20 protein-coding genes are annotated in these 23,016 nt (G+C 72.2%); 10 read left to right on the top strand and 10 right to left on the bottom strand.

The features are described 5' to 3' along the window. Positions 1-15 precede the first annotated feature (15 nt). Complete coding sequence (gene mug, locus STSP_RS02460) at positions 16-615, top strand: G/U mismatch-specific DNA glycosylase (protein ID WP_067271338.1); 600 nt, start codon at positions 16-18, stop codon at positions 613-615. On the opposite strand, the gene STSP_RS02455 is transcribed toward mug, so the two are convergent. The 4 genes from STSP_RS02455 to STSP_RS02440 form a co-directional block, all read right to left on the bottom strand. Then, positions 585-1,424: an SAM-dependent methyltransferase gene (locus STSP_RS02455; RefSeq protein WP_078066833.1), complete on the bottom strand. Its 840-nt coding sequence runs from the start codon at positions 1,422-1,424 to the stop codon at positions 585-587. The two genes, mug and STSP_RS02455, sit on opposite strands and share 31 nt — an antisense overlap. Positions 1,425-1,486: 62 nt before the next feature. After that, positions 1,487-1,927, bottom strand: coding sequence for a hypothetical protein (locus tag STSP_RS02450; protein WP_067271334.1), 441 nt, complete (start codon positions 1,925-1,927; stop codon positions 1,487-1,489). 88 nt (positions 1,928-2,015) lie between these two features. Beyond that, on the bottom strand, positions 2,016-2,753 hold the full coding sequence (locus tag STSP_RS02445; RefSeq protein WP_067271332.1) for an ABC transporter permease: 738 nt from the start codon (positions 2,751-2,753) through the stop codon (positions 2,016-2,018). A 3-nt stretch (positions 2,754-2,756) separates the two neighbouring features. Further along, a complete protein-coding gene (locus STSP_RS02440) occupies positions 2,757-3,689 on the bottom strand; it encodes an ABC transporter ATP-binding protein (RefSeq protein ID WP_067271330.1) in 933 nt (310 codons plus the stop codon). Between the two features lie 108 nt (positions 3,690-3,797). Between STSP_RS02440 and STSP_RS02435 the strand changes: the two genes are divergently transcribed. From STSP_RS02435 to STSP_RS02425, 3 genes are all read left to right on the top strand, one after another. After that, on the top strand, positions 3,798-5,027 hold the full coding sequence (locus STSP_RS02435) for a sensor histidine kinase (protein ID WP_067271361.1): 1,230 nt from the start codon (positions 3,798-3,800) through the stop codon (positions 5,025-5,027). Between the two features lie 14 nt (positions 5,028-5,041). After that, a complete protein-coding gene (locus tag STSP_RS02430) occupies positions 5,042-5,704 on the top strand; it encodes a response regulator transcription factor (RefSeq protein WP_067271327.1) in 663 nt (220 codons plus the stop codon). Between the two features lie 124 nt (positions 5,705-5,828). Continuing rightward, positions 5,829-6,986: an ROK family transcriptional regulator gene (locus STSP_RS02425; RefSeq protein WP_067271325.1), complete on the top strand. Its 1,158-nt coding sequence runs from the start codon at positions 5,829-5,831 to the stop codon at positions 6,984-6,986. A 123-nt stretch (positions 6,987-7,109) separates the two neighbouring features. On the opposite strand, the gene STSP_RS02420 is transcribed toward STSP_RS02425, so the two are convergent. Further along, the gene (locus STSP_RS02420; protein ID WP_067271322.1) at positions 7,110-7,871 is read right to left on the bottom strand and encodes a GntR family transcriptional regulator; all 762 of its coding nucleotides are present in this window, start codon (positions 7,869-7,871) and stop codon (positions 7,110-7,112) included. Positions 7,872-8,126: 255 nt separating this feature from the next. Continuing rightward, positions 8,127-9,011 (bottom strand): RNA polymerase sigma-70 factor, encoded by an 885-nt coding sequence (locus STSP_RS02415; protein WP_067271359.1) that lies wholly within the window; start codon positions 9,009-9,011, stop codon positions 8,127-8,129. Between the two features lie 272 nt (positions 9,012-9,283). Between STSP_RS02415 and STSP_RS02410 the strand changes: the two genes are divergently transcribed. From STSP_RS02410 to STSP_RS02400, 3 genes are all read left to right on the top strand, one after another. Further along, positions 9,284-10,114 carry an alpha/beta fold hydrolase gene (locus tag STSP_RS02410; RefSeq protein WP_067271319.1) on the top strand — a complete coding sequence of 277 codons (831 nt, stop codon included), beginning with the start codon at positions 9,284-9,286 and terminating at the stop codon, positions 10,112-10,114. Positions 10,115-10,372: 258 nt separating this feature from the next. After that, the gene (locus tag STSP_RS02405; RefSeq protein WP_067271317.1) at positions 10,373-11,953 is read left to right on the top strand and encodes an alkaline phosphatase D family protein; all 1,581 of its coding nucleotides are present in this window, start codon (positions 10,373-10,375) and stop codon (positions 11,951-11,953) included. Between the two features lie 295 nt (positions 11,954-12,248). Further along, the gene (locus STSP_RS02400; RefSeq protein ID WP_078066832.1) at positions 12,249-13,715 is read left to right on the top strand and encodes a GNAT family N-acetyltransferase; all 1,467 of its coding nucleotides are present in this window, start codon (positions 12,249-12,251) and stop codon (positions 13,713-13,715) included. Positions 13,716-13,832: 117 nt separating this feature from the next. Here the strand turns inward: STSP_RS02400 and STSP_RS02395 are convergent, their stop codons facing one another. Continuing rightward, entirely contained in the window at positions 13,833-15,020 is a 1,188-nt protein-coding gene (locus tag STSP_RS02395; RefSeq protein ID WP_067271357.1) for a trans-sulfuration enzyme family protein, read from the bottom strand. Between the two features lie 60 nt (positions 15,021-15,080). Between STSP_RS02395 and STSP_RS02390 the strand changes: the two genes are divergently transcribed. Next, positions 15,081-15,560: an Lrp/AsnC family transcriptional regulator gene (locus tag STSP_RS02390; protein ID WP_067271313.1), complete on the top strand. Its 480-nt coding sequence runs from the start codon at positions 15,081-15,083 to the stop codon at positions 15,558-15,560. A gap of 68 nt (positions 15,561-15,628) precedes the next feature. After that, positions 15,629-17,323 carry a DUF885 domain-containing protein gene (locus tag STSP_RS02385; protein WP_067271311.1) on the top strand — a complete coding sequence of 565 codons (1,695 nt, stop codon included), beginning with the start codon at positions 15,629-15,631 and terminating at the stop codon, positions 17,321-17,323. Positions 17,324-17,464: 141 nt separating this feature from the next. On the opposite strand, the gene STSP_RS02380 is transcribed toward STSP_RS02385, so the two are convergent. Beyond that, positions 17,465-17,968, bottom strand: a complete 504-nt coding sequence (locus STSP_RS02380; protein ID WP_067271356.1) for a rhodanese-like domain-containing protein — start codon at positions 17,966-17,968, stop codon at positions 17,465-17,467. 175 nt (positions 17,969-18,143) lie between these two features. Between STSP_RS02380 and STSP_RS02375 the strand changes: the two genes are divergently transcribed. Continuing rightward, on the top strand, positions 18,144-18,590 hold the full coding sequence (locus STSP_RS02375) for an Lrp/AsnC family transcriptional regulator (RefSeq protein WP_067271309.1): 447 nt from the start codon (positions 18,144-18,146) through the stop codon (positions 18,588-18,590). A 5-nt stretch (positions 18,591-18,595) separates the two neighbouring features. Here STSP_RS02375 and STSP_RS02370 read toward each other — a convergent pair whose 3' ends face one another. Both STSP_RS02370 and STSP_RS02365 read right to left on the bottom strand, forming a co-directional pair. Next, positions 18,596-21,604 (bottom strand): AAA family ATPase, encoded by a 3,009-nt coding sequence (locus tag STSP_RS02370; protein WP_067271306.1) that lies wholly within the window; start codon positions 21,602-21,604, stop codon positions 18,596-18,598. Then, positions 21,601-22,803 (bottom strand): exonuclease SbcCD subunit D, encoded by a 1,203-nt coding sequence (locus tag STSP_RS02365; RefSeq protein WP_067271304.1) that lies wholly within the window; start codon positions 22,801-22,803, stop codon positions 21,601-21,603. The genes STSP_RS02370 and STSP_RS02365 overlap by 4 nt, the downstream gene beginning before the upstream one ends. Positions 22,804-23,016: the final 213 nt, after the last annotated feature.

Below are 23,016 nucleotides of genomic sequence, written 5' to 3'. Positions count from 1 at the left end.
CGGACGACCAGGGGGATGAAGCGGCTGACCGCCGCCGATCTCGAGGCCGCTCGCGACCGCATCGTTCCCGATGTGGTCGCGGACGGCCTCCGCGTCTTGTTCTGCGGCATCAACCCGGGCCTGATGACGGCCGCGACGGGCCATCATTTCGCCCGCCCTGGCAATCGCTTCTGGCCGGTGCTGCACCTGTCCGGGTTCACACCGCGGCTGCTGAGGCCCGCGGAGCAGGGCGAGTTGCTCACGTATGGCCTCGGCATCACGAATGTCGTGGCGCGCGCCACCGCCCGCGCCGACGAGCTCACCGCGGACGAGTACCGCGAAGGCGGCCGCATCCTCGCCGGCAAGGTGGAGCGGCTGCGGCCGCGGTGGCTCGCGGTGGTGGGTGTGACCGCCTATCGCACGGCGTTCGGTGAGCGCCGGGCCATGATCGGACCGCAGGAGCGGACGATCGGTGGAAGCCGGGTGTGGGTGCTGCCCAACCCGAGCGGGCTCAACGCGCACTGGACTGCGGCGACGATGGCGGAGGAGTTCGGCCGCCTGCGCGCCGCGTCCGAGCGCGACGGCCGCCAGGCTCCCCACGGGACTCAGGGTTTGCGGGCGACCACCCCGAACTGAGCGACCACCGGCCCCTCCTCGGCCGCAGCGTCAGGGCGCCAGCGGGCGCACGAGACGATGCCCGGCTCCAGGATCTCCAGGCCCGCGAGGAAGCTCTCGACCTCCGCCCTGCTGCGGGCGGTGATCGGCGGCGTGGCGTTCTCGTTCCAGAACCTCATCGCCTCGGCATTGCCCTCGCCGCCCAGCTCCAGGGTGGGGTGCGTGATCACGAGATGGCTGCCGGAGGGCACGGCGTCCATCAGGCGCCGGACGATGGCGCGGGCCTCGTCGGTGTCCAGGATGAAGTTCAGGATGCCCAGCATCATGACCGCGACGGGACGGTCGAAGTCGAGGGTCGCGGCCGCGGCCCGCAGGATCGCGTCGGGGTCGTGCGCGTCCGCGTCGACGTAGGCGGTGGCTCCCTCGGGCGAGCTGGTGAGCAGCGCGCGGGCGTGCGTCAGCACGATGGGGTCGTTGTCGACGTAGACGATGCGGGCGCCGGGGGCGATGCGCTGGGCCACCTCGTGTGTGTTCTCCACGGTGGGCAGACCCGTGCCGATGTCGAGGAACTGGTGGACCTCCGCCTCGCCGGCCAGCAGGCTGACCACTCTGCCGAGGAACGCCCGGTCGGCGCGCGCCACCTCGCCGATGCTGGGGTACATCGACGTCACCTGGTCGCCGACCTGCTCGTCCACCGGATAGTGGTCCTTGCCACCCAGCCAGTAGTTCCACACACGGGCGTTGTGTGCGATGTGGCTGTCGATCCGCCCTTCCGGCGCCTGCCCGGTGCTGTCGCTCACGTTCGCTGCTCCTCCGTACGGGCTCTGCATGGCTGCTCGGTCCCTTTTCAAGGGCCCATGGTGGCACGGGAGTTGCTCCGGACCAGCGCGGATCACGGCGGGTCGACGTCGGTCACGGCGGCAAGGAGCTGAAAGGGCGACTCCTCACTCCAGGGAGAGCCGCCGAGCACGACCCAGCGCTCTCCGGTCCGCCACAGCTCCGCATCCTGCACGCGGGTGCTGAGCATGTGCCACGGCTCGGGTATCTCCTCGCCGTGGCCCAGGGAGCGGTGCAGGAGGCTGTACAGGCTGACCGGTTGGGCAGGTCCCCAGCGCTTCGTCAGCCGCTCGGACAGTGCGGCGCACTCCGCCTCGTACTGCTCCCGCGCCTCGAGCACCTGCGAGCAGTCGCCGTCCCCGAATCCGTCGGACACCGCTAACTCGGCCATGTGGTAACCGGGACCGCAGAAACCACCGTCCCACCTGCCGTGCTCGGCCGGGAACTCCCGGGAACACAGCAGGAGGACGGTGTCCAGGTGCTGTGCGGTGCTCATGCCGTCCAGTAAACCGGCACGCACTGACAACCGGCGTCCGGGTCTGCCAGTAGTTCTCTGCCGGTCGTCCCTTCCGGCCGGCCTGACGTCAGGCGTCCCTCCGGCGTACGGCCCACCAGCCCGCCAGCAGCGCGGCCGCCGCCCAGACCGCCGTGACGGCGAGGCCGGTCCAGGGACCGAGAGCGCCCACCGGGTCCTGGTGGAGCACCTGTTGGCCGGCCCGGTCGGGCAGATACTCGGCGGCGCCCGCCGCCACGTCACCGACCACGAACGAGACGATCAGGATGAAGGGGATGAGGATGCTCAGCACGGCGACGGCGCTGCGCAGCAGGGCGGTCAGACCGGCGGCGAAGAGCGCCATGAGCGCGAGATAGATCCCGCCTCCGATGCACGCGCGCAGAGCCCCGGGCTGGCTCAGCCCGATGGTGTACTCGCCCATGAACGCCTGGCCCACGAGGAACGTCGCAAAGCTCGTGGCGAGGCCGGCGGCGAGCGTGGCGGCGGCCACGATCGCCGTCTTGGCGGCGTAGAACAGGCCTCGGTTCGGCACGGCGGACAACGAGATGCGCAGTGCGCCGTTCAGGTACTCGGACGAGACGGCGGTCGCTCCGAAGCTGATGGCGGCGATCTGGGCGAAGTTCAGCGCGTAGAAGGCGTCGAAGAGCGGCTCGGCGTCCGCGTTGTCCGCCTCTGCCTGACCCACGGTGGGGAAGACGAGCAGGGTGACGGCGAGAGTGACCGCGAAGATCGCGATGAGCGATCCGAAACTGGCTCGCACCGACCTGATCTTGATCCATTCGGAGTGGAGAACGGCCGTGGTCGACATCTGTCAGGCCTCCTGGGCGGTGGTCGGGGACGCGGCCGTGAACTCCGTGTCGTCGGCGGTGAGGGTGAGGTACGCCTGCTCCAATGAGGCTTGTTCGTCGGCGAGTTCCATGATCGGGATACCTTCGGTCGCGGCGAGGGCGCCGATCTCGGCCGCCTGGGCGCCGTCGACGGTCCACCGGCCGTCGTCGCTCTGCGCGACCTCGTACCCCTTGCGTACGAGCACGGCGCGCAGCCGTGCCGGATCGGTCGTACGCACTCGCACGCGCGCGTGGCTGTGTGCGTCGAGGAAGTCCTGCATCGGGGTGTCCGCGAGCAGCCTGCCCCGGCCGAGGACGACGATGTGGTCGGCGAAGCTCGCGGTCTCGTTCATCAGGTGGCTCGAGACGAGCACCGTGCGCCCATCTCGGGCGAGGCGGCGCAGCAACTCGCGGATCCAGATGATGCCTTCGGGGTCGAGGCCGTTGGACGGCTCGTCGAGCAGGACGACCTGCGGATCCCCGAGCAGTGCGGCCGCGATGCCGAGGCGCTGGCGCATGCCGAGCGAGAAGGTCTTGATGCGGCGGCCGGCCACGGAGGCGAGTCCGGTCTCCTCCAGGACCTCGTCGACGCGGCGGGCGGGGATGCGGTTGCTGACGGCGAGAGCGCTGAGGTGGTTCCGGGCGGTGCGGGAGCCGTGCGCGGCCTGGGCGTCGAGGAGCGCGCCCACGTGACGCAGCGGTTCCTCGATGGTGGCGTAGGGCCGTCCGCCGATGGTGGCCGAGCCGGATGTGGGCCGGTCGAGGCCGAGGGCGAGGCGCATGGTGGTGGACTTGCCGGCACCGTTGGGGCCGAGGAATCCGGTGACCCGGCCCGGTTCGACGGTGAAGGTGAGGCGGTCCACGGCGCGGGTTGTTCCGTACTCCTTGGTCAGGTTGCTGATGTCGATGCTCGTCATGGCATCAGGGTTGCGGCCGGGGCAGGGGCTGGGCCTCCCCCGCGGGTGGCTTCCTTCTCCCCCGCGCGGGGGAGCCGTCACGCGATACCCCCTGGCACGATGACCGGCATGCCCCGCCTTCCCCGCTTCCTGCGACCGCTGACGCGTGCGGTCACCTACACCCGCTGGCTGCACATGTTGGTCGGCGCCTTCATCGCGTTCGTCTGCGGCTTGGTCTATCCGGGGTTCGTCGACCTGTCGTTGGCGGAGTGGGCGCTGGTGCCCCTCATTCCCGTCCCCCTGCTCGTGGCGGCGGCCATGGTGCCCGCGATGCGGCTGGCGGAGGGGCTGCAGGCCCGGGTGATGCTGTTTCCCGGACCGCACGCGCGCGTGAAGGACGGCAGCGAGGATCCCGGTATCGCGGCGGCGCCCTCCACCTCCTGGAGCGATCGCGGCAGGACCGCCGTGTGGATGGTGCTCCGACTCGAGGTCGGCTGTGCCATCGCCTTTCTGACCGGCCAGCTCATGGCGCTCTCGCTGGCACTGGTCGGGGCGGCGGCCGGGTCCCCCAGCGGCGCGGATCCACTGATTCCGGTCGCCGGACAGCACTGGGCGTACGCGCTGCTCGTCCCCGTAGCGCCTCTGGTCCTGGTACTGGTGGTGGCCGCGGTCGGGCCCATGATGGCCGCGGCCGCCCGCCGTCTGCTCGGACCGTCCCCCAAGGAGCGGCTGGCCGCGCTGGAGGAGCGCACCGAACAACTGCTGGAACGCAACCGGATCGCCCGGGAGTTGCACGACTCCATCGGACACGCGCTGACCGTCGCCGTCGTCCAGGCGGGAGCCGCACGCGCCGCCGCCGACCCGGAGTTCACCGAGCGGGCGCTGGACGCGATCGAGGAGACGGGACGGGCGGCCCTGGAGGACCTGGAACGCGTGCTGTTGGTGCTGCGCGAGGCGGAGCAGCCCGTGAGCAGCCGGCCTGCACTCGGCGAGGCTGACCGCCTGTTCGACTCGGCACGTGCGTCGGGCGCGAAGGTCGACGCCGAGGTGACCGGCCCCCTGGACCAGGTGCCCGGGCCGGTGTCCCGCGAGGGATACCGGATGCTTCAGGAAGCCCTCACCAATGTGCTGCGGCATGCGGGAGCGGTGCCGGTCCGCGTCCGCATCACCGTCGAACGCACATGTCTGCTCATGGACGTGCGCAGTCCACTGCCCACGACGGCCGGGGCCGTCACAGGCGGTGGCAGCGGGAGCGGGCTGCGCGGGATACGTGAACGGGCCGCACTGCTCGGCGGCCACGCCCGCGCGGGCCAGGAGGACGGCGAGTGGCAGGTCCACGTCGAACTGCCGCTGGGCTGATCTAGGCTGACGACGTGCCGCTCACCGTGCTTCTGGTCGACGACGAACCGCTCGTACGCGCGGGCCTGCGTGCCGTCCTCGAGGCGCAGCCGGACATCGAGGTGGTCGGCGAGGCCGCCGATGGAGCCGCCGTCATCCCCCTGGTGCGCCGGCTGCGGCCGGACGTCGTCGCCATGGACGTACGCATGCCGCTGATGGACGGCATCGAGGCCACACACGCGGTGCTGCGGTCCGTGCCGGAGCCGCCGAAGATCCTCGTGGTGACGACGTTCGAGAACGACGAGTACGTGTACGGGGCGCTGCGTGCGGGCGCGGACGGGTTTCTGCTGAAGCGCGCGCGGCCCGCCGAGATCGTGCACGCCGTGCGGCTGGTCGCGGAGGGCGACTCGCTGCTGTTCCCGGCGGCGGTGCGGCGACTGGCGGCCGAGTACGGCAAGGACAGCGGCACCACGGAGGCGCGCGCGGCGATGGAGCGCGCCGCGCTGACCGGCCGCGAAGCGGACGTGCTCCGTCTGATGGCACGCGGCCTGGCCAACGCGGAGATCGCCGAGCGCCTCATGATCGGCACGGAGACCGTCAAGTCGCACGTCAGCGCCGTACTGGCGAAACTGGGGGCACGGGACCGCACGCAGGCCGTCATCGCGGCGTACGAGTCGGGGTTCGTGTCACCGGGGTGAGCGACCGGGCGGCAGCCCGCGTGAGCTGTGGCACGGATCAGACCGTGCGACCGTCCCGTCTCGCCGCTGTTCCGGGCGACGGGTACCATCCGCCCCACACGCGCACGAGCCGGGAGGATGGACGTTGGGGCTGCTGACCGGCGGGGATCCCTCTCTGCTGCGGCGTATCAATTCCGCCGTGGTGCTGCATGCGCTGCGCGCCGCGGATCCTGCGACGCTCACCGAGATCACCAGGGTGACCGGGCTGTCACGGCCGACCGTCGAGGGCGTCGTCGAGGGGCTCGTGGAGGCGGGGCTCGTGGTGGAGACGGCCGCCGAGGAGGGTGCGACCAGGAAGCAGGGGCGGCCCGCCCGCCGGTTCCGGTTCCGGGCGGAGGCCGGTCATCTGCTCGGCCTCGAGATCGGGCCGCACCGGGTGGCCGCCGTCCTGGCCGATCTGGAGGGACGGATACTCGCCACGGCGTCGAAGGACGTCGACGAGACCGCGCCGGCCGACGAGCGGCTGGAGCGGCTGCGTACCGCGGTCGCCGAGCTGCTGCGCAAGGCCGGCGTCGCACGCAGTTCCCTGAGGGCCGTCGGTGTGGGCACCCCCGGCATCGTGGAAGCCGACGGCGCCATACGTCTGGGCACGGCCCTGCCGGGGTGGACGGGCCTGCAGCTGGGCGAGCGGCTCCGGCGCTCCTTCAAGTGCCCGGTGCTCGTGGAGAACGACGCCAATACGGCCGCCGTCGCCGAGCACTGGAAGGGCGCGGCGACCGAGTCCGACGACATCGTGTTCGTGATGGCGGGCCTGAGTCCGGGCGCCGGCTCGCTCATCGGCGGGCGGCTGCACCGGGGGTACGGCGGAGCGGCCGGGGAGATCGGCGCGCTGCACCTGTTGGGCCGTGAGGCGACGCCGGAGGCGCTCCTGTCGACGACGGACGAGCCGCTGCATCCGCTGGACGAGCAGGCGGTCGCGGAGGTCTTCGCGCAGGCCCGCAGTGGTGACGAGCGGGCCCTGGCGGCCGTCGACCGCTTCATCCAGCGGCTCGTGCACGACGTCGCGGCCCTGGTGCTGGCGCTCGATCCCGAGCTCGTCGTGGTGGGCGGCTGGGCCGCCGGCCTGGACGGCGTACTGGAACCGCTGCGCCGCGAGCTAGCCCGCTACTGCCTGCGGCCCCCGCGGGTCGCCCTGTCGATGCTCGGCGAGGCTGCGGTCGCGACGGGCGCGCTGCGGCTCGCACTCGACCATGTCGAGGAGCAGCTGTTCGCGGTGGAGGGGACGGTCACGGCGCGGAGGTGAGGCGCGGCCGCCGACCCTGAGGGGTCGTGGGACGCAAAGGCCGTTGCGCGCGGGACACAAAGGCCGTGCTCCTTGCTCGTCCGCAAGGAGCACGGCGGGAACCTCACATGCCGCAGTACCCGGTCAGGACGCGCGGCGCTCCGGGTCGTGGTGGACCTCGACGCCGCCGGAGTCGCCGAAGGTGAGACGGCAGGTGTCGGCGCGGTACGTGGCCACGGAGACGGCGGCGGTACGGCCCTCGGCGAAGAAGCGCGTCGTGACGACGAGTACCGGCGCGCCGGGCAGCCGGTCGAGCACCTTGGCGTCGTCCGCGCGGGCCGAGCCGAGTTCGACGGCGCTGTCCTGTCCTTCGAGCCCGAGCCGCTGCAGTTCACGCAGGACGGCACGCGCGCGTGCCGGACCGGAGGGCGCCTCGATCGCGGAGAGGTCGGGCACCGACGAGGCCGGGACGTAGAGCAGCTCGGCGGCGACCGGCTGGCCATGCGTCATGCGCATACGCCGCACCGTGTGCACCGTCTCGTCGGCCCCGGTCTCCAGGACGCCTGCCACGGCCGCGGGCGGAACCAACTGGGTGCAGTCCGCCGCCTTCCAGGCATCGCCGACGGCGCCCGGCCACACGTGCTCGGCGGCCCCCACGGCCACACCCATACGCGGCGGCGCGACGGTGGTGCCGACTCCACGACGGCGCTGCAGGCGCCCCTCGAGCTCGAGCTGCTCGAGCGCCTGGCGGAGGGTGGCCCGGGCGACCCCGAACCGGGCCGCCAGATCACGCTCGTTGGGAAGGATCTCGCCGACCGAGAACTCGGCGTCGAGTGCCTCACTGAGCACGGTCTTGAGGTGCCAGTACTTCGGCTCCGGCACCGTTTCCAGCTGAGTGGTCCCCACCCTGTCCTCCGCAATCGCCGTATCCCCGGCGGCGTTTCAGCGCCTTGTTTATTAAAGGTTCCTGCACTATGCCTGCGACCATAAGCCGGGCCCCACCCTTGGTCAAGACCAATCCTCGATCGGAGACAGCGGGGGCAGGCCGGGGCGACGGGAGTGTTCACGGACTGTTCGTGATCGGCACGCGCGCGTGGGGACAGGGCACGGGCGGGTCACACGACGGCCCCTGGCAAGAGCATGTGCCGCGCAGCGGACTGATCAGTACGAGGCAAGAGAGAGGAGTTTGTCCGGGTTGCGTACTGCGTAGATGCGCTGGATCCGCCCGTCGGCGACCTCGACCTGGAAGACCGTGTCGGGCTTGCCGCCCGAGAGGGCGAGCGCGGCCGGGGCGCCGTTGAGCTCCAGAAGACGGATCTCCAGCTCCGTGATCCCCTCGCGGCCCACGGCGGCGAGGAAGCGGCCCACCTTGTCGGCCGATTCGATGACACGCAGCGGCGCCTGGGCCTTGCCTCCGCTGTCGCCCACCAGCTCGACGTCCGGGGCCAGCAGGGACATCAGCCCCTCGAGGTCACCATCCGCCGCCGCGGCCAGGAACCGCTCGGTCAGATCGCGTCGCTCGGCCGGGTCCACTTCGTAGCGCGGCCTGCGTTCGTCGACGTGCTTGCGTGCCCGCGCCGCCAGCTGGCGCACCGCGGACTCGCTGCGGTCGAGCGTGGCGGCGATCTCGGCGAACGGGAATCCGAAGGCCTCCCGCAGCACGAACACCGCACGCTCCAGCGGCGACAGGGACTCCAGGACGACCAGTACCGCTAAAGAGACCGAGTCGGCGAGGACCGCCTGTTCCTCGGTGTCGGCGACGGTGGGCCCGAAGTCCGTGACCAGCGGCTCGGGCAGCCAGGGCCCCACGTAGGTCTCGCGCCGGGCCTGGACCTGGCGGAGCCGGTCGAGGGCCAGGCGCGTGGTGATCCGCACCAGATAGGCGCGTGGCTCCCGTACGTCCGCCCGGTCGCCGGACGACCAGCGCAGCCATGCCTCCTGGACGACGTCCTCCGCGTCGGCCACGCGGCCGAGCATTCGATAGGCGACTCCCATCAGCACGGGCCGGTGCTCTTCGAAGACATCGGTCGCGGTGTCGGTGGCCACACCCCCATCCCAGCGGAAGCGGTTCGTCATGTCCAGGCGATATCGGGCTCCGCGGCCGGGATGCCGGGACTGGCGACAACGGGCCCCGCGGGGAGCGGCGAACGCCTTCCTTGCGGACCCCTCCCTCCCGACGTCGTTCGTAGCAAGGACTACCCGCCAGTAGCTTTTACTGACAAGCTGTCTACACCCCCGGTCCTTCGAGCGGTCCCGACAGGCCAACCGCGCCTGTGCTCACGGGATCCCTGTGCGCCAGCAGACGAGGAGTCAGGAGCATGGCCGAAACAGTCTCATTCCCGGTCGAATCGTCGCATGGCCCCCGGACGGTGTCCCTCGCCTACACACGCGTGGGCGCGGGTGAACCGCTTCTCCTCCTGCACGGCATCGGCCACCACCGCCAGGCATGGGATCCAGTGATCGACATCCTGGCGACCGAGCGCGACGTCATAGCGGTCGACCTGCCCGGATTCGGCGAGTCCCCCGCGCTGCCCGACGGACTGGCCTACGACCTGTCGACCGTGGTTCCCGCACTCGGCTCACTCTGTACGGCACTGGAGATCGAACGCCCGCATGTCGCGGGCAACTCGCTCGGTGGCCTGCTCGCCCTCGAGCTGGGCCGCGAAAGGCTCGTACGGTCGGTCACGGCGCTGGCGCCCGCCGGGTTCTGGACGGAGGCCGAGCGCCGGTACGCCTTCAGCACGCTCCTCGCGATGCGGCAGGGGGCACGGCTGCTGCCGGTGCCGCTGATCGAGCGGCTCTCGCGCACGGTAGCCGGGCGCGCCGCGCTGACCAGCACCATCTACGCCCGCCCTGGCCGCCGTTCAGCCGAGGCCGTGGTCGCTGAGACGCTGGCGCTGCGCAATGCGAAGGGGTTCGCCCAGACCCTCACCGCGGGGCGGCAGGTGCTCTTCAAGGACGACGTTCCGGGACTGCCGGTGACCCTCGCATGGGGTACGCGGGACCGCCTGCTGCTGCACCGCCAGGGGGTTCGTGCCAAGCGCGTCATCCCCGGGGCGCGACTGGTGCGGCTGCCCGGATGTGGACATGTCCCGATGAACGACGATCCGGCACTCGTCGCCCGGGTCGTCCTCGACACCAGCCGCTGAGCCCTGCGGGCTCGTCCTCGAATTCCCCCGGCTGACGCTGGGAAGTGCCCGAAGTGCCCCCAGGGGCAGGATCTCCGTCCCCTCTGGGGGCCGTCCTCTGGGGGCTTCGCGCGGCCACGGCCACCGATGACCGCAGGGCCGCGCGTCCTGTTCCCCCCGGCCTACGGCGAGTTGTTCACTTGGGGTTTGTGTGTGCGCTGCGGCGTACGAGTAGTTGTGGCATCGCACCTTGGTCCGAACCGTCACTGGAGGCCGTCCATGTCCCACAACCCGACCCCCGGCCGGCGTGCCGTACTGCGCGGATCCCTCGCCGCGTCCGCCGCCCTGGCTCTGCCCACCGCGGGCGCCCTGGCGTCCGCGGCCCCCGCCCAGGCGCTGTCGGGCCGTCCGCGTGCCGCCTGGGGAGTGCAGGCGGGCGACGTGACGACCTCCACGGGCCTGGTGTGGGTGCGTTCCGACCGGCCGGCGCGGATGATCGTGGAGACCTCCGCCACCGAGTCCTTCCGCAATGCGCGCAGATGGCAGGGCCCGCTGCTCGGCCCGGACACGGACTTCACGGGTACGGTTCCGCTGCGCGGCCTCCCGTCCGGCGAGCAGATCCACTACCGCGTGACGCTGGCCGACCCCGAGGACTACCGCCGCACCGGCGAGCCGGTGCTCGGCACCTTCCGCACCGCGCCCGCCAAGCGGCGCGCGGGCGTACGGTTCCTGTGGTCGGGCGACATCGTGGGGCAGGGCTGGGGCATCAACCCGGACATCGGCGGCCTCTACGCGTACGAGGAGATGCGCCGGCTCGACCCGGACTTCTTCCTGTGCAGCGGTGACTCCATCTACGCGGACGGACCGCTGTCGGAGACGGTGGCCCTGCCCGACGGCCGGGTCTGGCGGAACGTCACCACCGAGGAGAAGTCCAAGGTCGCCGAGACGCTCGCCGAGTACCGGGGCAACTTCCGCTACCCGCTGCTCGACGAGAACGTACGCCGGTTCAACGCACAGGTGCCGACGATCGCGCAGTGGGACGACCACGAGGTCGTCAACAACTGGTACCCGGGCGAGATCCTCACCGACAGCCGCTACACGGTGAAGGACGTCGACACGCTGGCCACCCGCGCCCGGCAGGCCTTCAGCGAGTACTTCCCGATCTCCACGCTGCCCTCGACGGGCGAGGACGGCCGGGTCCACCGGGTCGTGCACCACGGCCCGCTCCTCGACGTCTTCGTGCTGGACATGCGCACCTACCGCAACGCCAACTCGCCCGACCGCCAGACCGACGACACCACCGGCATCCTGGGCGCGGAGCAACTGGCCTGGCTGAAGCGGGAGCTGTCGCGTTCGCGTGCGGTGTGGAAGGTGATCGCCGCCGACATGCCGCTGGGCCTGGTCGTGACGGACGGCGCTACGGACTTCGAGGCCGTCGCGCAGGGTGATCCCGGCGCGCCGCTCGGCCGTGAGCTGCAGATCGCCGAACTGCTGCGGTTCATCAAGCACAGCCGCATCACCGGCACGGTGTGGCTGACCGCGGACGTGCACTACACCTCCGCGCAGCACTACGACCCCTCGCGCGCCGCCTTCAAGGACTTCGCGCCGTTCTGGGAGTTCGTCTCGGGTCCGCTGGCGGCGGGCGGCTTCCCGGCGAACGCCCTCGACGACACCTTCGGCCCCGACCGGGTCTTCGTGCAGGCGCCGACGAAGGCGAACGTGTCGCCGATGGAGTCCCCGCAGTACTTCGGCGAGGTCGACATCGACGGTGAAAGCGGCGAGCTGACCGTCCGGCTGCGGGCGACGGGCGGTTCGGTGCTCTTCACCAAGGTGCTGCAGCCGGGGCGTGTGGGCCAGTAGCCGGTCTCCGCGCCGACGAGGCTCACGACCGTACGGTCCGACGCGTGCGGCGGGACGTCCGCTCAGGGCGCCCGCCGCCACCGCTTCGGCCGGTCGGGCGGCGGGAACCGTGTCCCCGCCGACTGCAGCGCGCGACGCCCGGACTGCCCCACACTGTCTTGACCTGCGGCTTTACGGCATGCGCCATTGAATGTGAAATCACTGCAAAAAGGACAGTTCTCGCTTTACCCCTCAGTCACAATCTGTTCGTGATCACGCAACACCTCTCCTTCACAGTGGATGCATGAAGCGAGAGATGTCTGACGTAACCCGTGCCAAGTACGGCCGTCCCGTGCACCACTGGCGCCGGGACGTGATCGAACTGGCGGCGCTGTTCACGGCCGTTGCGGTGGCCGACGCCGTGGCGAACCTGGTCGGGCACGGGCCCGACGGCCCCGCCCTGCTCGTGGTCTCGGCCGTGGCGCTGATCGCCACGGCGGCGTTCCACACATGGTGGTCAAGGCGCCACGGCCACGCTCCCCCGACAGGCGATACCGGCGCCCGGCCGCTCGCCGCCGAGCAGGCCGGGCCCTCAGCAGCCGGGGCGGCCACCGTGACCGGACTGTCCGCTCCCGCGGCACCGTCCGCCGACACGACGACGCTGTGGCGGATGCGGACCACCGTCCGGGACGAGCCCGGCTCGCTGGCCGCGCTGTGCACCGCGCTCGCACACCACCAGGTCGACATCCTGAGCCTGCAGACGCATCCGCTGGCCGAAGGCACCGTCGACGAGTTCCTGCTGCGCGCTCCCGCCGAGCTGCCCGCGGGCGACTTCACCCGCGCGATCTCCCGGGCGGGCGGCACCGACATCTGGATCGAACGCGCGGACGCGCACGACTTGGTGGACGCCCCGACCCGCGTCCTGAGCCTGGCCACGCGCACCGCCCTGGACGGTGCCGAACTGCCGCTGGCGCTGCGCCAGTTGCTCGGCAGGTGCACGATCCGCTCCCTGCCAGCCGCATCGGCCGGCCACGGCACCAGCGAGAGCGCCGCTCCCGTCGAGGGCGCGCTCGAGGACACGGTGATGCGGCTGCGGGCGCCCGAAGGCGGAGTGATCACGGTGGAGCGGCCGTATCTGCCGTTCACACCGACCGAGTTCGCGCGCGCCCGTGCGCTCGTCGAGCTGGACACCCGGCTGGGCCCGCGTGTGCCGCGCAGCAAGGACGTGCTGACGCTGCCGCAGGGCAGCGCCATAACGGTACGCAGGGCCGACACCGCCGACCTGAACGCCGCCAAGGCCATGCACGAGCGGTGCTCGAAGCGCACCCTGAACATGCGGTACCACGGCCCGGTCGGTGACGTCGACCGCTATCTGAACCACCTGCTCAGCCCGCGCTTCGGCCGCACGCTCGCCGTGCAGACCGACACCGGCCGCATCGTCGCCCTCGGCCATCTGCTGTGGGACGGCGACGAGACGGAGGTCGCGCTCCTGGTCGAGGACGAGTGGCAGCGGCACGGCATCGGCAGCGAACTCCTCGGCCGCCTGGTGACGATGGCCGTCGAGGCGGGCGCCGAGAGCGTGTACGCGGTCACGCAGTCCTCCAACACGGGGATGGTCGCCGCCATGCGCGGTCTCGGTCTGCCCCTCGACTACCAGATCGAGGAGGGCACGCTGGTGATCACGGCCCGCCTCGACGCGACGCCGGTGCGTTCGCGGCTGCCGTACGACCACGCGAACGGAATCGGCCAGGACCCCGAGTTGGCGCGGGACCGCCGGTACTGACGCGACCGGCGCCGGCGCGTTGCCGGCGCCACGACTGACCGGCCGCTGGAACGGCTGGGCGGGGCGGCCGCAACGAGGCCTCCCCGCCCAGCCGTTCACGCATCCCCGGCCAGCCGTTCACGCACCCCGGCCCGCGCCGAGCGCACCATCCAGGTCGCCCCACAGGTCGTCGACGTCCTCGAGGCCGACCGACAGGCGCAGCAGCCGGTCGCCGACACCGCACGACCGGCGGTCGTCGGCGTCCACGATCCGATGGCTGATGGACGCCGGGTGCTGGATGAGCGTGTCGACGCTGCCGAGGCTGACGGCCGGGGTGATCAGCCGTACGCCGGCGATCACCTCGTGCGGGTCGCCTCGTACCTCGAAGGCGACCATGGCACCGCCGAGACGCGGGTAGTGGACACGGGCGACGCGCGGATCTTCGGCCAGCCTCCGCGCCAGTTCCGCCGCCGTCGCCGACGCCGCACGCACGCGTACCGGCAGGGTCGCGAGCCCTCGCAGCAGCAGATAGCCGGCCAGCGGATGCAGGACGCCGCCGGTGGCGAACCGCACCTGGCGCAGGCGGCGCGCGAACTCCTCGTCGCAGGCCACCACTCCGCCCAGTACGTCGCCGTGCCCGCCCAGGTACTTGGTGGCGCTGTGCAGCACCAGCCGGGCCCCGGACTCGGCGGGCCGCTGCAGCACGGGGGTGGCGAAGGTGTTGTCGGCGAGCAGCGGCACGGAGCCGCAGTCGTGTGCGACGGCACGCAGGTCGACTTCGGCCAGCGTCGGGTTGGCGGGCGATTCGACCATGACCAGCCCGGTGTCAGGCCGCAGGGCGTCCGCGATTCCGGCCGGGTCGGTCCAGGTGACCTCCGAGCCGAGCAGCCCGGCGGAGAGCAGGTGGTCGCTGCAGCCGTACAGCGGGCGCACGGCGACCACATGGCGCAGGCCCGCCGAGCTGCGCACCAGCAGGACCGCACTCAGCGCGGCCATGCCGCTGGCGAAGGCGACCGCGCTCTCGGTGCCTTCCAGCCGCGCGATCGCCGTCTCGAAGCGGGCGACCGTCGGGTTGCCGAGGCGCCCGTAGACCGGCGTCCCCGGCGGCTCGGTGCCGTCGGCGGCGAAGGCGTCGATCCGGGCCGCCTCGCCACGGCTGTCGTACGACGGGTAGGTGGTGGACAGATCGATGGGGGGCGCGTGCAGGCCGAGCGCGGCGAGGTCGTCGCGTCCGGCGTGGACGGCTTCGGTGGCCAGTGCCCGGACGGCCGCGGGTCCGGGGGCCGAGGCCCTGCGTGCGGTGTGGTCGTCGATGTCGGTGTCCATGGGCGACAGCGTGAACAAGGGCCGGAGCCGTGGCGCCGCACACCGTGCTACGTTCGGCCGATGCCCGAATCCGTCGTACTCGATCCGGTGGATCTGCACATTCTGCGGCTCCTGCAGAACGACGCACGCACCACGTACCGCGACCTCGCCGCGCAGGTCGGCGTCGCGCCCTCGACATGCCTGGACCGGGTGGCGCGGCTGCGCCGGTCCGGGGTGATCCTGGGCCACCGGCTCCGCCTGGACCCGGCGAAGCTGGGGCGCGGCCTCGAGGCGCTGCTCTCGGTGCAGGTGCGCCCGCACCGGCGGGAGCTGGTCGGGCCGTTCGTGGAGCGGATCCGGGCGCTGCCGGAGGCACTCACTGTCTTCCATCTCACGGGCCCGGACGACTACCTCGTCCATGTCGCCGTGGCCGACGCGGCCGACCTGCAGCGGCTGGTGCTCGACGAGTTCACGGCGCGCCGCGAAGTGGCCCGCGTCGAAACGCGGTTGATCTTCCAGCAGTGGGAGTGCGGGCCATTGCTGCCACCGCAGTCCGCGTGACGCCGGTCCCATCACCCTCACAGGGAATCTCCGTGACGTGGTCCCCGTCCCCGTACGAGGATGGCCGTATGTCACAGACCACGAGCCACAGCCCGCTGCCCCGTGAGGTCGCCGATGCCTATGTCGACGAGCTCATCGCCCTCGACCCCGTGACCGGTACGTATCTCGGTGTGAAGGAGAGTTCAAGCAAGCTCCCCGACTTCTCCCCCGCGGGCCAGGAGGCGCTCGCAGAGCTCGGCCGGCGCACCCTCGCGCGGCTCGACGAGGCGGAGCGCCGGCCCGGCGCCGACAGCGGCATCGAGCGCCGGTGCGGGAAGCTGCTGCGCGAACGGCTCACCGCCGAGCTGGCTGTGCACGACGCCGACGAGGGGCTGCGGGCGGTCAGCAATCTGTCCTCGCCCGCCCACTCGGTGCGTACGGTGTTCACACTGACGCCCGCGGAGACGGAGGAAGACTGGGCCGCCATCGCGGAGCGGCTGCGTGCCGTCGCCGCCGCCCTGGAGGGCTACCGCGCGTCGCTCACGCTCGGTCTGGAACGGAAGTTGTACGCGGGTCCGCGTCCGACCGCCACCTTCATCGAGCAGCTGTCCGAGTGGGCGGACACCGGCTCCGGCCGCGGCTGGTTCGAGGACTTCGCCTCCGCCGGTCCCGACGCCTTGCGGGCCGAGCTCGACGAGGCCGCGGGCCAGGCCACCGCCGCCGTCGCCGCCCTGCGCGACTGGATGCGCGACGTGTACGCGCCGACGATCGAAGGGGCGCCGAACACGGTGGGCCGCGAGCGGTACGCCCGCTGGTCCCGCTACTACAACGGCACGGACCTCGATCTCGACGAGGCGTACGCGTACGGCTGGTCCGAGTACCACCGCATTCTCGGCGAGATGAAGACCGAGGCCGAGAAGATCCTCCCCGGTGCGGCCACGCCCTGGGTGGCGCTGGCCCGTCTCGACGAGCAGGGCACGCACATCGAGGGTGTCGACGAGGTGCAGCGCTGGCTCCAGGGCCTGATGGACGAGGCGATCGAGACGCTGGACGGCACGCACTTCGACCTCGCCGAGCGGGTACGGAGGGTCGAGTCCCGTATCGCCCCGCCCGGGAGCGCCGCGGCTCCGTACTACACGCCCCCGTCGGAGGACTTCTCGCGCCCCGGGTGCACCTGGCTGCCGACCATGGGGCAGACGCGCTTTCCGGTCTACGACCTGGTGTCGACCTGGTACCACGAGGGCGTGCCAGGACACCACCTCCAGCTGGCGCAGTGGACGCACGTCCGCGAGGACCTGTCCCGCTACCAGGCGAGCGTGGGCATGGTGAGCGCCAACGTCGAGGGCTGGGCGCTCTATGCGGAACGGCTCATGGACGAGCTCGGCTTCCTCACCGACGCGGAGCGGCGGCTCGGCTACCTCGACGCGCAGATGATGCGGGCGGCGCGCGTCATCGTCGACATCGGCATGCACCTGGAGCTGGAGATCCCGGCTGACTCGCCGTTCCACCCCGGTGAGCGCTGGACCCCGGAGCTGGCACAGGAGTTCTTCGCCGCGCACAGCAGCCGTCCGGCGGACTTCGTCGAGAGCGAGCTCACCCGGTACCTGTCCATCCCGGGCCAGGCCATCGGCTACAAACTCGGCGAACGCGCCTGGCTGCTCGGCCGCGAGAACGCGAAGAAGCGGCACGGCGACGCCTTCGACCCGAAGGCGTGGCACATGGCGGCCCTGTCGCAGGGTTCGCTGGGGCTCGACGACCTGGTGGACGAGCTGTCCAACCTCTGAGCAGGCCGCAGCGTGCGCCGGCCCCCGGGCGCGTCCGTCAGGCGGACGAGCCCGGGCCGCGCCGGTGCGTGGACGCGCGACCGTGTGCCACCGGGTGGGCAGGCGGCCGGGGGCGCGGGCGGCCAGGAGGTGGGCCGCGCCTCAGCAGCCGCAGTCGTCCGCGCCCACCGGCGCCGTCAGCTGGTCGACCGGGCGCTGGGCGGGGCCCTGCCAGGTCTCGTACGCGAAGCCCTCGCGGACCCAGTACTCGAATCCGCCGATCATCTCCTTGACCTGGTAGCCGAGTTCAGCGAGGGCCAGGGCGGCTCGCGTCGCGCCGTTGCAGCCGGGGCCCCAGCAGTACGTCACGACCGGCACGGACCGGTCGAGCAGCTGCTCGGCCTGCTGCGGTACGAGGGCGGTCGGCAGATGCACCGCACCGGGCACATGGCCCTGGTCCCAGGCCTCGGTGGAGCGGGAGTCGACGACGACGAAGCCGGGAACGCCGTCGCCGGCGAGCGCGGCGGCGACGTCCGACACGTCGGTGTGGAAGGCGAGGCTCGCGCCGAAGTACGCGGCGGCAGCGGCGGGCGATGCCGGGGGAACCCGAAGGACGGGGTTGACGGCGGCGGGGCTGGTACTGGCGGTGGGGTCGGTCGCTGTCATGGTGTCGGTCTCCGCAGGGTCCGTAGGGTCCGAAGGGTTCGAAGAGTCCGAAGGGGCCGGAATCGGGTCGACGAGGTCTCGTCCACAGAATCTACGGTCCTTGATCGTCAGGCTGAAGGCGTGATCCCCGGCATCCACCTTGATCGGCCGGGGATTCTCCTGGTATCCCTCGGCCATGACCGGCTATTCCACGGACGCCACCGACTGGCGCATCCTCGAGGTCCTGCAGCGCGACGGCCGCGCCAGCTACGCGGAGCTCGCGCGCGCCGTCTCCATGTCCGCGAGCGCCGTCACCGAGCGGGTGCGCCGACTCGAGGAGGCGGGCGTCATCCAGGGGTACGCGGCCGTGGTCGACCCGGAGCGGCTCGGCCTGCCCATCCTGGCGTTCGTCCGGCTGCGTTATCCGAACGGCAACTACAAGCCGTTCCACGACCTGGTCGACGCGACGCCCGAGATCCTCGAGGCGCACCACGTCACCGGCGACGACTGCTTCGTGATCAAGGTCGCGGCGCGCTCAATGAGGCATCTCGAGGAGATCTCGGGCAAGATCGGCGCGCTGGGGTCGGTCACCACGAGCGTCGTGTACTCCTCGCCGCTGCCGCGCCGCCCTCTCGCTCGCTGACCCCGTCAGCCCTCCACCCCACGCTGCCGCAGCACGGACCCCGACCTGCCCTTGACCACCTCGAGCTGCGCATGGACACGGCGGCGCAGATCCGCGACATGGCTGACGATGCCGACGCTGCGGTCGCGCTCCCGCAGGGAGTCGAGGACGTCCAGGACCTCGTCGAGCGTCTGGTCGTCGAGGCTGCCGAAGCCCTCGTCGATGAAGAGCGTGTCGAGCCGGACGCCGCCCGCCTCGTCGGTCACGACGTCGGCGAGGCCCAGTGCGAGCGCGAGCGACGCGAAGAAGGTCTCGCCGCCGGAGAGCGTGGCGGTGTCGCGCTCGCGGCCCGTCCAGGCATCGACGACATGCAGGCCGAGGCCCGAACGGCCGCGCCCCGTACGGTCGTCGGAGTGCACCAGCGTGTACCGGCCGGACGACATGCGCTGCAGCCGCACGGTCGCGGCGGCCGCGACCTGTTCGAGGCGCGCAGCGAGCACGTACGACTCGAGACGCATCTTGCGCTCGTTGTCCGCGGAGGTGCCCGCGGCCAGTCCGGCGAGGCGGGCCACGCGGTCGTACTCCTCACGCAGCGGCCCCAGTCGGCGGACCGATGCCGCGCACCGCGCGGACAACCGGTTCAGTTCGGCGCACCGCCGCGCGGCCGCGTCCCGCGCGGACGCCGCGTCGCGCACCCGGCGGTCTGCGAGGGCGGCGGCCTGTCCGGCGGCCGGGACGTCCGCGGGCGGCAGCTTCGCAGCAGCGGCCGTGTCGGGCTCCGCGAGGACGGATCGTACGGCCGCCTCCTCGTGCTGCCAGGCGTCGATGCGGTGCTGGAGTTCGCGGTGCTGTGCGTCGTCGAGGAGGGCGGCAGCGGCGGCCTCCGGCGTGTCGAACCCGGCGCGGAAGGCCGCGTCGGCGAGTCGCGCGTCGGCGTCCTTGCGACGCTGCGCGGTCTCCTCGGCGATCCTGGCGGCGTCGGCGGCCTCGGTCAGCCTGGCCGCCTGCCGCCCCAGCTGGGCGGCCCGGGCCGCGACGCTGCCCGCCTCACCGCGCGCCTGCGCCAGCTCCGCTTCCAGCGAGGCTCTTTCGCGATCGAGGAGCTCGCGCCGGGACGCGCGCGAGGCGGCCCGCTGCCCGGCCTCCTGCCGGGCGGCGAGCCTGCGCTCGTGCTCGCGCTCGGCCCGGTCCAGTGCCTCGCGGGCCGGGTGCAGCCCGGATGCGAGGTCACGCGCCTCGGCATGACGCCGCTGCAACTCCTCGTATTCCTCGGCGAGTTGAACGGTCGTGGCGTCGCCTGCGGTCTCCGTCGCGGCAGCGAGCTGTGCGCGTACGACACCCAGCCGCTGCTCGGCGTCGGTGCGTGCCTCGTCGGCGCGGCGGTGGGCGGCCAGCGCGGCGTCCTCGGCCTGCTGGTCGACGTGGCCTGCGGCCTTCGGGGCGGGCGCCGGGTGTTCGGTGGCGCCGCAGACGGCGCAGGGCTCGCCGTCGGTGAGGTTCGCCGCGAGCTCGGCGGCGATGTTCTGCAGGCGTTGTTCCTTGAGCGTCAGCCAGTGCTCGCGGGCGGCTGTGGCACGCTCGCGGGCGGTCATCGACCGCTCGTGCGCCTGGGCTGCGTCGGCCTCCAGCTGATCACGTCGGCGGGCGGCGGCCAGCCTGTCCCTTGCCGGCTCGAGCCGCCCGGCGAAGTGCTCGGCGCGCGTCGCTGCTTCCTGGGCGGCGTCGATGCGCCCCTGGAGGGCGGCGCGTGTCTCGTCCCACCCGTCCAGCCAGCTCGCCGCGTCCTGGAGGAGTTCCTCGTCGGCACGGTCCTGGCGGTCCAGTTCGGCGCGCTCGGTGGCCAGTTCGCCCAGCCGCTGCTCGGCTCGGCGGGCCGATGCGAGGCTCCCGAGCTCCTCGGCGGCCTTGCGGGCCGCGGCCGCGAGGCCGGACGCACCGGCGTCCGCGAAGGTCGCGGGCAGTGCGGCACGCGCGCGTGCCTCTTCCGCAGCGGCCTGGCGGTGTTCGCGCTCGACGGCCTCGCGCAGGTCCAGCGCGGGAGCCACCGACTCGGCCTTGCGGCCGCGCTCCATCCGGTCGCGGTCCATGCGGTAGTCGTCCGCACGCGCCTCGAGCCGCTCGGCCCGTTGGCGCGCCTCGGCGAACCGCCGCTGCAGCCGGTCCGCTTCCCGGGCGTCGGCGAGCCGCCGCTGTGCCGCGACCGCCGCCGACTCGGCTGCGGACAGGGCGGCGTGCGCGATATCGAGCCGCTCGCGGGCACCGGCGCGCGCGACAGCCGCCCAGGCCAGTACGGCCTCGGCGAGTCCCGGGTCACCGGGCGCCAGATCGGGCAGGGGCAGCTCCACGGCGTCCCCCGCGGCCTGCTGCATACGGTGGGCGTCGGCGAGCAACTGCGTGTCCCCTTCGCGTACTTCGGCCTCGGCGCCGCGCCGCCGCTCGGCGAGGCGCTGCTCGACCGCGGCGAACCTGCCGGTGTCGAAGAGCCGCCCGAGCAGCTTGCCGCGCGCCTCCGCGTCGGCCCGCAGGAACCGCGCGAAGTCGCCTTGGGGCAACAGCACGACCTGGCAGAACTGCTCCTTGCTCATGCCAAGGAGCTGGCTGATCTCCTCGCCGATCTCCTGGTGGGAGCGGCTGAGGTCCTTCCACGAGCCCGCGGCCGCGTCGTACTCGCGCAGCCAGCTCTGTGCCTTCTCCGTCGTGGTGCCCGTGCCGCGCTTCTTGGGGCGCTCCCACGGGGGCTGACGGGTGATCTCCAACCGGCGTCCGGCGACGGTGAGTTCGAGGCATACCTCGGTGCGCGTCGCGGGCGCCGCATGGTCGCTGCGCAGGTTCGTCCCCTGACCGGCGGCGGCCTGCCGGGCGCCCGGTACCGAGCCGTAGAGCCCGTAGCACACGGCGTCCAGCACGGTCGTCTTCCCGGCGCCGGTCGGGCCGTGCAGCAGGAACAGCCCGGCGGCCGACAGATCGTCGAAGTCGACCTCCTGAGTGGCGCCGAAGGGCCCGAAGGCCGTCATACGCAGCCGATGCAGCCTCACCGGGCCACCTCGGCCACGCCCTCGCGGCGGCCCTCGCGGGCGCCGTCCTGCACGACCGCGGCGTCGGCGCGTACGGCGTCGAACGCGTCGCGCAGCACCTCGCGCTCCCGCTCGTCCGGTCCCGCGCCCCGCACATGGGCCACGAAGTCCTCCCCGATCTGCTGGTCGCTGCGCCCCCTGAGGCGCTGCCCGTACGACACGTCCGGGTCCTCGGGGGTGCGGTCGGGCTCGAAGACGAGGCTGAGGGTGTGGGGAAAGCGTTCGGTGAGCCGCGCCATGGGTTCGGCGGGCCGCACCGGGTCCGTGAGGGTCGCTTCGACCCAGGCGTCGGCGTGGCGGGCGAGGCGCGGATCCTCGAGCAGCTCGTCGAGCCGTCCCCTGATGCGGGCGAGCGGTCGCGGCACCGGGCAGTCGACACGTTCGGCCTGGAGCTCGCCGCCCGGCCCGAGGTCCACGAGCCACATGCTCTTGCGGTGGTCCGCCTCCGAGAACGAGTACGGAAGCGGGGATCCCGAGTAGCGGATGCGCTCGGTGAGGGTCTGGCTGCCGTGCAGATGCCCGAGCGCCACATAGTCGACGCCGTCGAAGACCCTGGCCGGCACGGAGGCGACGCCCCCGACGGTGATGTCGCGCTCGCTGTCGCTGGCTTCGCCGCCGGTGACGAAGGCGTGCGCGAGGACGACGGACCGGGTGCCGTGGGCGCGCATGGCGAGGTCGGCGCGCACCCGTTCCATGGCGGCCGCAAGCACCGCCTCGTGGCCGGGCTTCTCCACCCCGAACTCGTCCTTGACCAGCGCGGGTTCGAGGTAGGGCAGTCCGTAGAACGCCACGTCCCCGTGGTCGTCGGCCAGCACCACGGGCGTCCCGACGGCTGCGGGTTCGGTGCGCAGATGGATGCCCGCGCGGCCGATGAGTCCGGCACCGACGCCGAGGCGGCGCGCGGAGTCGTGGTTGCCCGAGATCATCACGGTGGGCACGCCGAGCTCCGCTAGCCGGTGCAGTGCGTCGTCGAACAGCTCGACAGCGGCCAGCGGCGGCACGGCCCGGTCGTACACGTCTCCCGCGACGACGACGGCGTCCACGTCGCGCTCCCGCACCGTGGCGACGAGGTGACGTATGAACTCGGCCTGGGCAGCGAGCATGCTCACGCGGTGGAAGGAGCGTCCCAGGTGCCAGTCGGAGGTGTGCAGGATTCTCACAGCACCACTCCGACCTGCATGTTTTCCGTTCCTCCGCCCCCATGACCTGCACGAATGGGACATCGGTACCACTGTCAGCAGCGGCCACGCCGGTGTCGTCCGGCACCGCGTCCCTCACCGAGCTTAGTTTGCCACCCGTCCCGGTCGACGACGGTCGGACGGCTCACGCCGACAGCAGTTTCGTCCTGGTCGCGGTGCGGAACGGCCTAGGAA

Origin of the sequence: Streptomyces jeddahensis (genome assembly GCF_001642995.1) — a bacterium.
In the GTDB taxonomy this organism is placed as follows: domain Bacteria; phylum Actinomycetota; class Actinomycetes; order Streptomycetales; family Streptomycetaceae; genus Streptomyces; species Streptomyces jeddahensis.
The sequence above is the reverse complement of the archived record's forward strand: the minus strand, read 5'-3'. Positions and strand labels throughout refer to the sequence as shown.